The organism is Photobacterium sanguinicancri (assembly GCF_002265265.1).
Classification (GTDB): Bacteria; Pseudomonadota; Gammaproteobacteria; order Enterobacterales; family Vibrionaceae; genus Photobacterium; species Photobacterium sanguinicancri.
In genome coordinates this window covers 1-9,678 of record NZ_NOIF01000189.1, presented here as the reverse complement: position 1 = coordinate 9,678, position 9,678 = coordinate 1, and the positions used below count along the sequence as shown (strand labels likewise).

Genomic DNA, 9,678 nt, shown 5'->3' with positions numbered 1-9,678 from the left:
ATATTTATGGGTAATGACAACTTGTGACAATAATCACAAAAAATGTAATCAACCTATACTTTTGGGCTATTTCGATGAAAAAGCTGCGTCTAAATCAAATTTTAATGAAGATTTGTTTCATAGAATAGTCATTAGGATTTCAAGGATAAGTGCGTACTACGCACTTTTTTTAATTTTATCGTCTTACCTTCGGAGGATAGCTGTGAAGACTATTACCACAGATATCGCTGTAATCGGTGCAGGTGGCGCAGGCCTACGTGCTGCCATCGCTGCTGCAGAAGCAAACCCAGACTTAGAGATCTCGCTGATTTCTAAAGTTTACCCAATGCGCTCACACACAGTAGCTGCAGAAGGTGGCTCCGCTGCCGTCATCAAGGATGAGGATAGCTTAGACAATCACTTCAACGATACCGTTGGTGGTGGCGACTGGCTATGTGAACAGGACGTTGTTGAATATTTCGTAGAAAACGCGACTCGCGAGATGACCCAACTAGAACAATGGGGTTGTCCTTGGAGCCGTAAAGAAAACGGTGACGTGAACGTTCGTCGTTTTGGTGGTATGAAAGTTGAGCGTACATGGTTCGCAGCCGACAAAACTGGCTTCCACATGCTACACACGCTATTCCAAACTTCTATCAAGTACACGCAAATCAACCGCTTTGACGAATACTTCGTGGTTGACCTTCTAGTAGAAGATGGCGAAGTACAAGGTCTTGTTGCTATTCACATGGCTGAAGGCGAACTGATCTGTATTAAAGCGAAATCTGTTGTACTTGCAACAGGTGGTGCTGGCCGCGTTTACAACTGTAATACCAATGGCGGTATCGTAACAGGTGATGGTATGGCTATGGCGTTCCGCCACGGTGTACCACTACGTGATATGGAATTCGTTCAGTACCACCCAACGGGCCTTCCAGGTACCGGTATCCTGATGACCGAAGGTTGTCGTGGTGAAGGCGGTATCATGCTGAACAAAAATGGCTACCGTTACCTGCAAGACTACGGCATGGGCCCTGAGACACCAATCGGCCAGCCAAAAAACAAATACATGGAACTGGGTCCACGTGACAAAGTTTCTCAAGCGTTCTGGCACGAGCTACAAAAAGGCAACACCATCAAACACCCACTGGGCGATGTTGTTCACCTTGACTTGCGCCACCTAGGTAAAGAATACCTACACGAGCGTCTACCATTCATCTGTGAGCTTTCAAAAGCCTACGTAAACGTTGACCCTGCGGAAGAGCCAATTCCAATTCGTCCAACCGTTCACTACACCATGGGTGGTATCGAAACAGACAAGAACAATGAAACACGCATCAAAGGCCTATACGCTGTTGGTGAATGTTCATCTGTTGGTCTTCACGGTGCAAACCGCCTGGGTTCAAACTCACTAGCAGAGCTTGTTGTATTCGGTCGCCTAGCGGGCGAAGGTGCAGCAAAACGCGCAGCTGAGTTTAAAGGCTGGAACGATGACGCTATCGCTCAACAAGTAGCTGCTGTTCAAGCTCGTATCGATACGCTTCTTTCTCAAGAAGGTGACGAGAACTGGGCTGATATCCGTACTGAAATGGGTCACTCCATGGAAGCGGGTTGTGGTATCTACCGCCAAGAAGATCTAATGCAAGCGACTGTCGACAAACTTGCCGAGCTTCGCGAGCGTTACAAGAAAATCAGCATTAAAGACAAAGGCAAAGTATTCAACACTGATTTGCTATACGCAATTGAAGTGGGTTACGGCCTTGAAGTTGCAGAAACAATGGCTCACTCAGCGATTCTTCGTCGCGAGTCACGTGGTGCACACCAACGTCTAGATGACAACTGCACAGAACGTGATGACGTGAACTTCCTGAAACACTCGCTAGCATTCTACAACGGTGATAAAGCACCTCGTATCGAATACAGCGACGTGAAAATCACTAAGTCTCAACCTAAAGCTCGTCTATACGGTGCAGCGGCAGAAGAAGCAGCGGCGGCGGAAGCAGCAGCTGAAGCGAAGAAAGCAGAGGAGCAGGCATAATGTCAGGCAATCGTATCCAAAAAGTTGAAATCCTGCGTTATGACCCAGCAAAAGACGCAGAACCGTACTTTGAAATGTTTGAAGTACCGTTTAACGAAACTATGTCAGTACTCGATGCGCTAGGTTACATCAAAGATAACCTAGACAAAGATCTGGCTTACCGTTGGTCTTGCCGTATGGCGATCTGTGGTTCTTGCGGCATGATGGTTAACAAGGTACCCAAACTGGCTTGTAAAACCTTCTTACGTGATTACCCAAATGGTCTAAAAATCGAAGCTCTGTCTAACTTTGCTATCGAGAAAGACTTAATTGTTGATATGACACCGTTCATCGAGCGTCTAGAAGCAATCAAGCCTTACATCATTGGTAACGATCGTACACCAGAAGATGGCCCGAACAACCAAACACCTGAGCAAATGGCGAAATACAAGCAATTTGCTGGCTGTATCAACTGTGGTCTTTGCTACGCAGCATGTCCTCAGTTTGGTTTGAACCCAGAGTTCATTGGTCCTGCGGCGCTAACACTGGCACACCGTTACAACCTAGATAGCCGCGACAACGGCGCGGATGAGCGTATGAAGCTTATCAACGGCGAAAATGGCGCTTGGGGTTGTACGTTTGTGGGTTACTGTTCTGAAGTTTGTCCGAAGAGCGTTGATCCAGCGGCAGCAGTTAACCAAGGCAAAGTAGAATCTTCTAAAGATTTCGTTATTGCCATGATTAAGCCTCAGGAGGCATAAGGATGAGCAACCGTAAACCTTACGTTCGTGAAATGACACGTACATGGTGGAAAGATCACCCTTTCTACCGCTTCTACATGGTTCGTGAAGCAACAATTTTACCTTTAATTTTCTTCACTATCTGCCTGACTTTCGGTCTAGGTAGCCTAGTGAAAGGTCCTGAAGCATGGGCGACTTGGTTAAGCTTTATGGCGAATCCAGTTGTTGTTGTGCTGAACATTCTTGCTCTAGCGGGCAGCCTGTTCCACGCACAAACATTCTTCAGCATGATGCCTCAAGTAATGCCGATTAAGATCAAAGGCAAAGCACTTGATAAGAAAATTGTTGTGCTAGCACAGTGGGCCGCTGTTGCAGCTATCTCACTATTCGTTCTAGTACTAGTTTAAGGAGAACCACGTGGTCAATCTAAATCCTAAACGTTCTGACGAGCCAGTATGGTGGGGTCTGTTCGGTGCTGGTGGTACTTGGTTCGCAATGTTAACACCAGTAACAGTACTTGTGCTTGGTATCATGGTACCGCTAGGCATGATCGATGCTGAAGCAATGAGCTACGAGCGTGTAACAGGCTTTGTAACGAGCATCATTGGTGCGCTATTCACTATCGCGACATTAGCACTACCAATGTGGCATGCAATGCACCGTTTACACCACGGTATGCATGACCTTAAATTCCACACAGGCGTTGCTGGTAAAATTGCGTGTTACGCAACAGCATTCCTAGTGTCGGCGCTGGCTGTTATTTTTGTCTTCATGATCTAATCATCAAGATAACCCAGCTTCAAAAAACACCGCTTCGGCGGTGTTTTTTTATGTCTGCGCCCTGATCCAAAATCAGCTCATGGCACGATCATCAGATACAAAAAAGGTCGCTCTTAGCGACCTTTTTTATTCTCATGCCCTAAAGCATCAGTGCGTGATTATTTCACACGACCTACGTATTCAGCTGAGCGAGTATCAACTTTGATCACTTCGCCAATAGCAATGAATAGTGGAACACGAACAACTGCGCCCGTAACCAATGTAGCAGGCTTACCACCCGTACCTTGTGTATCACCTTTCAGACCTGGGTCTGTTTCAGTCACTTCAAGTTCTACGAAGTTTGGTGGCGTAACTGTGATTGGGTTACCGTTCCACAGTGTTAGCGTACAAGTGTTGTTTTCTACCAACCATTTCGCATTTTCACCAACCGCTTTTACATCGGCAGCAATTTGCTCAAATGAAACATTGTCCATGAAGTGGTAGAATTCGCCGTCGTTGTATAGGTAATCAAGCTCGATGTCGACTACGTCTGCAGCTTCAACTGACTCGCCAGATTTAAATGTTTTCTCAAGCACTTTGCCTGATAGTAACTTACGGATCTTAACGCGGCTGAATGCTTGACCTTTACCAGGCTTAACAAATTCGTTTTCAATAATGACACATGGTTCATTATCTAGCATAATTTTCATTCCGCTGCGGAATTCATTGGTGCTGAAAGACGCCATTTCTATCCTCTTAACATCTTCGAGTTGTATTTAATGCCGCATATAATAACCCGAAACGCCTCATCTGTTGAGCAAAACTGGCTCAAAGAACTGACTAATGCGATTTCAGACCCCTTTCTTCTCCTTAAAACCCTGAATATCGATCCTGAGCCGTGGAAAGCTGGTTTAGAAGCTCGAAAGTTATTTGCGTTGCGTGTACCAATGAGCTTTGTCGCACGCATGGAGATAGGCAATCCACACGATCCATTATTGCGCCAAATACTGCCACTCGCGCAGGAATATGACGTTCATGAAGGCTACTCACTCGATCCTCTCGAAGAGCAAGATAATGAAACGCCAGGATTGCTGCACAAGTACAAAAACCGCGTACTGATGATCCTTAAAGGTGGCTGTGCGGTGAATTGTCGCTACTGTTTTCGCCGTCACTTTCCTTACGAGGACAACAAAGGCGGTAAGCGCCAGTGGCAAGTCAGCCTCGACTACATTGCAGCTCATCCAGAGTTGAATGAGGTGATATTGTCAGGTGGTGATCCCTTAATGGCAAAAGATCATGAACTGGCTTGGTTGATCAAAATGATCGAGGATATCCCTCATATTAAGCGTTTACGGATCCACACCCGCTTACCTGTGGTTATTCCGAACCGAATTACCGCTGAACTTTGCCAATTACTGAGTGATACACGCTTACAGTGCATTGTCGTGACACACATTAACCACGCCAATGAAATCAACCCAGCACTTCAGACCGCAATGCGTCAACTCAAGCACGCCAATGTCACCTTACTTAACCAAGGTGTACTGTTAAAAGGCGTTAATGATTCCGTTGAAGCCTTAGTAGATTTGAGTGAATCATTATTTGATGCTGGTATTCAGCCTTATTACTTGCACGTTTTAGACAAAGTGCAGGGGGCGGCGCACTTCATGGTCGATGATATTGAGGCGAAAAAGCTCATGGCAGGGTTAATGCAGGAAGTGTCTGGTTATTTAGTACCAAAATTGACCCGAGAAATTGGTGGCCGAAGCAGTAAAACGCCACTAGACCTGCACCTCGAATAACCCCCTTTATCCTCCCTCCTAGCTTTATTCACTCAGTTTGCGTCAATAATGGCGCAACTGTACTCCTCTTCGCCTTAACACTTGGTCACAAAGCAAGCAACCGCTTCTAAAACAGTTAACTTCTTGGCTTTTTATGCCGCTTTTTACATAAGCAAACATATGGAACCAAGATCACATTTAAGAAGCTAATAATAACATGACCATAAATTGGAATTTAAAGGCGAAACTTGCAGCCTTTTTTGCTGCATTATCACTACTCATAACACTCTTATTATCTTACTTCTCTTACCAAACATTAGAGAACTCGACATTAGCTGGCATTGACTCAGAACTCAAAACGGCAGCGTACGCTACTCAGCAAATTATCGGCGTCGATAAACACAATCAGTTAGATAAAACCCATAACGATTACGATGCTATTAGCCAGCAGCTCACCCAATTTACCCAAGGTTCTGAATTAGATTGGGCGTACTCAACGGTGATGAAAAACGGCCGTGTCTACTACACCTATGTCAACCACAGTTCCGATGAAGCTCGCAGTGGTCGATACAAAGAATGGTATTTGGAAGAATACCAAATCGTCCCAGAAATGCTGCGCGAAGCCTTTCTAACGAAGCGTATTCAATTTGAAGAATACCAAGGAGAATTTGGTCGCTACCGCTCTATCTTTATTCCGATGCGTAATGCTCAAGGAGAAACATATGTTATTGGTGTCGACCTCGCGTTAAAAGAAGTCGATGACCTACTGAATAAAGAACTAAAACAAGTTTGTTTCACTGCAATGATCATCTTGGCACTATCGCTACTTGCAGCTCGTTTAATTGCCATTCGTATCGTGGAGCCCATTAACGCGCTTAACAAAGTGCTATTAAACATTGCAAATGGTGACTGGAATCTTACTCAACGTGTACCAGTAACAAGCCAAGATGAAGTCGGCATGATGTCCGCTTCTTTTAATACTTTCATGGCAGCATTACGAGAACGTCTACTAGAAGTTAGCCACACAACGGATAACGTAGCAGCCATTACGACTCAGCTTGATCTATTGGTTCAAGCGGTCACCGAGCGTTCGGTAGAACAAGCTGAAAATGTTGGTAACAGCGCAGCCGCAATTGAAGAGCTAGCGACCAGTTCACAAAGTATTTCGGGCGTGGTTAACGAAGCCAACCAAAAAATGACCCGTTTTGAACAACATACCCAAAATACCGTTGGTGCAATCAACCACGCGGTGACAGGCATGCAAAGCGTCCAGTATGAAACCAACACTGTCGCAGAAAAACTACACCAGCTAGACAGTCGTGCAAACGACATCAACTCAATTGTCGAAGTGATCAAAGACATTGCCGACCAAACAAATTTACTTGCATTAAATGCCGCCATTGAAGCCGCGCGTGCCGGTGATCAAGGTCGAGGCTTTGCTGTTGTTGCTGACGAAGTACGTCAACTGTCTGAACGGACAGCCAAAGCGACCATCGAAATTGGCTCAATGATCACCTCGATTCAAAGCGATACCAGCAGTACCACAGATACCATGCAACAGGCTGTCGGTCAGGTTGATAGCTGTGTTCAACACGCAGATCAAGCCAACGACTCTCTCAATGGTTTCCGTGCTGAAATTCTTTCCGTTACCGAAGGAATGGAAGAAATTACTGAATCGGTCAAGGAGCAGGCCTTTGCTGCTGAACACTTGTCCTCAAACGTTGCAGCACTGAGTAACAGCGCCAACGAAAACCGCCTCTCAACGCAAGAGGCACAACAAGGTGTTGAAGAGCTAAAGCGTCGAACTGGCACGCTACGCGATGTCGTTCAGCTATTCACGCTTTAACTTGTAAATACCGTTACATAAACAACAGGAAAAACACTGTGAAATTAAAATTAAGCTTAATCGCACTTGCTCTTATGGGCCAAACTGCTGCCCAAGCAGCGCCTTTACTTGTCGATTTTGACAACAGCGAACGTGAAGAACGCGTTGAATCTAGCAATGCATGGTTAGAAGTTGATACGCACGCTTTCTCTAACAATATTCAGCTGCTTCAAAACCAACTAGCTGATAACACAAAGATCTGCGCCATCATGAAAGCGGATGCTTACGGCAACGGTATTGCTGGCTTAATGCCATCTATCATCGCGAACAATGTTGCTTGCGTTGGTATCACAAGCAACGAAGAAGCACGCGTAGTCCGTAAACATGGCTACACAGGTAAAATCATGCGTGTACGTGCGGCTAGTCGCAACGAAATCGAAGGCGGTCTAGATTTCCACATGGAAGAACTAATCGGCACCAAAGAACAAGCCGATCAAATCATTGAAATTGCACGCACACACGGTACTACGATCCCAGTTCATCTTGCTCTTAACACTTCTGGTATGGGTCGTAACGGTTTAGATTTAACAACATACGCAGGCCAAGTTGAAGGCGTGCAAATCGCAGGTGATCCTAATCTAAAAATCGTCGGTATGATGACCCACTTCCCAAATGAAGGTCTCGACGAAATCAAGCGTAAAGTTGAACGCTTTAAAGTGGAAACACAATGGCTAATCGACAGTGCAGATCTCACCCGTGAAGACATCACCCTTCACGTAGCGAACTCTTACATCACGTTAAACTTACCAGAGGCGCATCTAGATATGGTTCGTCCTGGCGGGATGCTATATGGTGACTATCCAGCAAAAGCACCATTCCAACGTATTGTGTCATTCAAAACGCGTATTGCATCGCTGCACCACTTTCCAGCAGGTAGCACCATAGGTTACGGCAGCACCGTGGTATTAGATCGTGATTCTGTATTAGCGAACCTACCAATTGGTTACTCTGACGGCTTCGCGCGTTCACTCAGCAATAAAGCAGAAGTCCTTATCAACGGCCAACGTGCAAAGGTAATGGGGATGGCATCAATGAACACCACCATGGTCGATGTCACTGATATCGTTGATGTTGAAGCAAATAGCGAAGTAGTGATCTTTGGCCCACAAGGCCAAGACGTTATTACCAGTGATGAAACTGAAGAACGCAGCGGTCGAATCTTACCAGAGCATTACACTATTTGGGGGGCAACTAACCCTCGAATTTACCGCTAATAAAGCAAAAAATAAGGCCAGCACAGTGCTGGCCTTACTCTCCCGCACCATCAATGTTTCACATCTTATCGATAAAAAAATATCATCGTCATAATTCTCGATTTTCGTTCGATTTGCGTGCATAGTCGCCATCCATTCAGCTACGGGCAACAAGGCTCTAAGGGAGTTCGCCAAACTTCCCTCAGCTGGTCATTAATTTCTATTTGTCGCGAGTAACGCAATGAAAATTGGCATTCTTTCCCAAAACGAAAACCTATACTCTACCCGTCGTCTACGTGAAGCATGTGAATCACGCGGTCATGAACCCGTGATCATTAATGCATTACGTTGTTATATGAATATCAACTCGGTTCAGCCATCAATTCATTTTGAGGGTAATGACTTAATAGGCTTCGACGCTATTATTCCGCGCATTGGTGCTGATATAACCTTTTATGGGTGTTCAGTGTTACGCCAATTCGAAATGATGAATGTGTTTTCGATTAACCCCTCGATTGCGATTTCTCGCTCTCGTGACAAATTGCGTTCATTACAATTGCTAAGCCGTAAAGGCGTTGGCATGCCAATCACGGGCTTTGCAAGCAAACCTGATGATGTGCCAGACCTAATCAAAATGGTTGGTGGTGCACCTTTAGTCATTAAATTACTGGAAGGTACACAAGGTATCGGCGTTGTACTTGCCGAAACACAAAAAGCCGCTGAAAGTGTTATCGAAGCATTCATGGGCTTGAAAGCCAATATCATGGTGCAGGAATACATTAAAGAAGCAGGTGGTGCTGATATTCGCTGTTTCGTTATTGGCGATAAAGTGATTGCATCCATGAAACGCCAAGCCGCTGAAGGCGAGTTCCGCTCTAACCTTCACCGTGGTGGTAGTGCATCACTGATTAAGATCACACCAGAAGAACGTAAAACAGCTGTTGCTGCGGCAAAAGCGATGGGCTTAAGCGTGGCTGGGGTTGACCTACTTCGCTCAGAACGTGGTCCACTAGTGATGGAAGTGAACTCATCACCAGGCCTTGAAGGCATTGAAGCGGCTACGGGCAAAGATATTGCTGGCATGATTATCGACTATATCGAAAAGAACGCACAGAAAAAAAGCCGTCGTTTGTTGCACGATCAGTAAAAAGTAACAGCGTGTACGATAGATAAAACAACGGTAACGTGTTTTAGCCACAAAACCTCTCTGCGAATTTATAATTCGCTTAATCAAAAGCAGCTGAGCTTCAGCTGCTTTTTCTTTATCTCCAAACACTCCAATTAATAAAAGCCTCTAATTCACACACCCTTATTAGATTGTAAG

9 protein-coding genes are annotated in these 9,678 nt (G+C 45.3%); 8 read left to right on the top strand and 1 reads right to left on the bottom strand.

Features of this window, described 5'->3' with window-relative positions; all coding sequences use genetic code 11:
• The first annotated feature begins 202 nt into the window (after positions 1-202).
• The 4 genes from frdA to frdD are packed head-to-tail and all read left to right on the top strand — an operon-like array spanning position 203 to position 3,516.
• Positions 203-2,017 carry a fumarate reductase (quinol) flavoprotein subunit gene (gene frdA, locus ASV53_RS20350; protein WP_094958447.1) on the top strand — a complete coding sequence of 605 codons (1,815 nt, stop codon included), beginning with the start codon at positions 203-205 and terminating at the stop codon, positions 2,015-2,017.
• Positions 2,017-2,757: a succinate dehydrogenase/fumarate reductase iron-sulfur subunit gene (locus tag ASV53_RS20345; RefSeq protein WP_094958446.1), complete on the top strand. Its 741-nt coding sequence runs from the start codon at positions 2,017-2,019 to the stop codon at positions 2,755-2,757. Before frdA ends, ASV53_RS20345 begins: the two co-directional genes overlap by 1 nt.
• Before the next feature lie 2 nt (positions 2,758-2,759).
• Positions 2,760-3,143, top strand: coding sequence for a fumarate reductase subunit FrdC (gene frdC / locus ASV53_RS20340; protein ID WP_062687953.1), 384 nt, complete (start codon positions 2,760-2,762; stop codon positions 3,141-3,143).
• Between the two features lie 10 nt (positions 3,144-3,153).
• Entirely contained in the window at positions 3,154-3,516 is a 363-nt protein-coding gene (frdD, locus tag ASV53_RS20335) for a fumarate reductase subunit FrdD (protein ID WP_048899877.1), read from the top strand.
• 158 nt (positions 3,517-3,674) lie between these two features.
• Here the strand turns inward: frdD and efp are convergent, their stop codons facing one another.
• Positions 3,675-4,241, bottom strand: coding sequence for an elongation factor P (efp, locus tag ASV53_RS20330; RefSeq protein WP_062690215.1), 567 nt, complete (start codon positions 4,239-4,241; stop codon positions 3,675-3,677).
• A gap of 33 nt (positions 4,242-4,274) precedes the next feature.
• Between efp and epmB the strand changes: the two genes are divergently transcribed.
• The 4 genes from epmB (at position 4,275) to rimK (ending at position 9,501) form a co-directional block, all read left to right on the top strand.
• A complete protein-coding gene (gene epmB / locus ASV53_RS20325; protein WP_094958445.1) occupies positions 4,275-5,297 on the top strand; it encodes an EF-P beta-lysylation protein EpmB in 1,023 nt (340 codons plus the stop codon).
• 196 nt (positions 5,298-5,493) lie between these two features.
• Positions 5,494-7,122, top strand: coding sequence for a methyl-accepting chemotaxis protein (locus ASV53_RS20320; protein ID WP_062690214.1), 1,629 nt, complete (start codon positions 5,494-5,496; stop codon positions 7,120-7,122).
• 38 nt (positions 7,123-7,160) lie between these two features.
• A complete protein-coding gene (gene alr, locus ASV53_RS20315) occupies positions 7,161-8,375 on the top strand; it encodes an alanine racemase (RefSeq protein ID WP_094958444.1) in 1,215 nt (404 codons plus the stop codon).
• Between the two features lie 220 nt (positions 8,376-8,595).
• Positions 8,596-9,501, top strand: a complete 906-nt coding sequence (rimK, locus tag ASV53_RS20310; RefSeq protein WP_094958443.1) for a 30S ribosomal protein S6--L-glutamate ligase — start codon at positions 8,596-8,598, stop codon at positions 9,499-9,501.
• Positions 9,502-9,678: the final 177 nt, after the last annotated feature.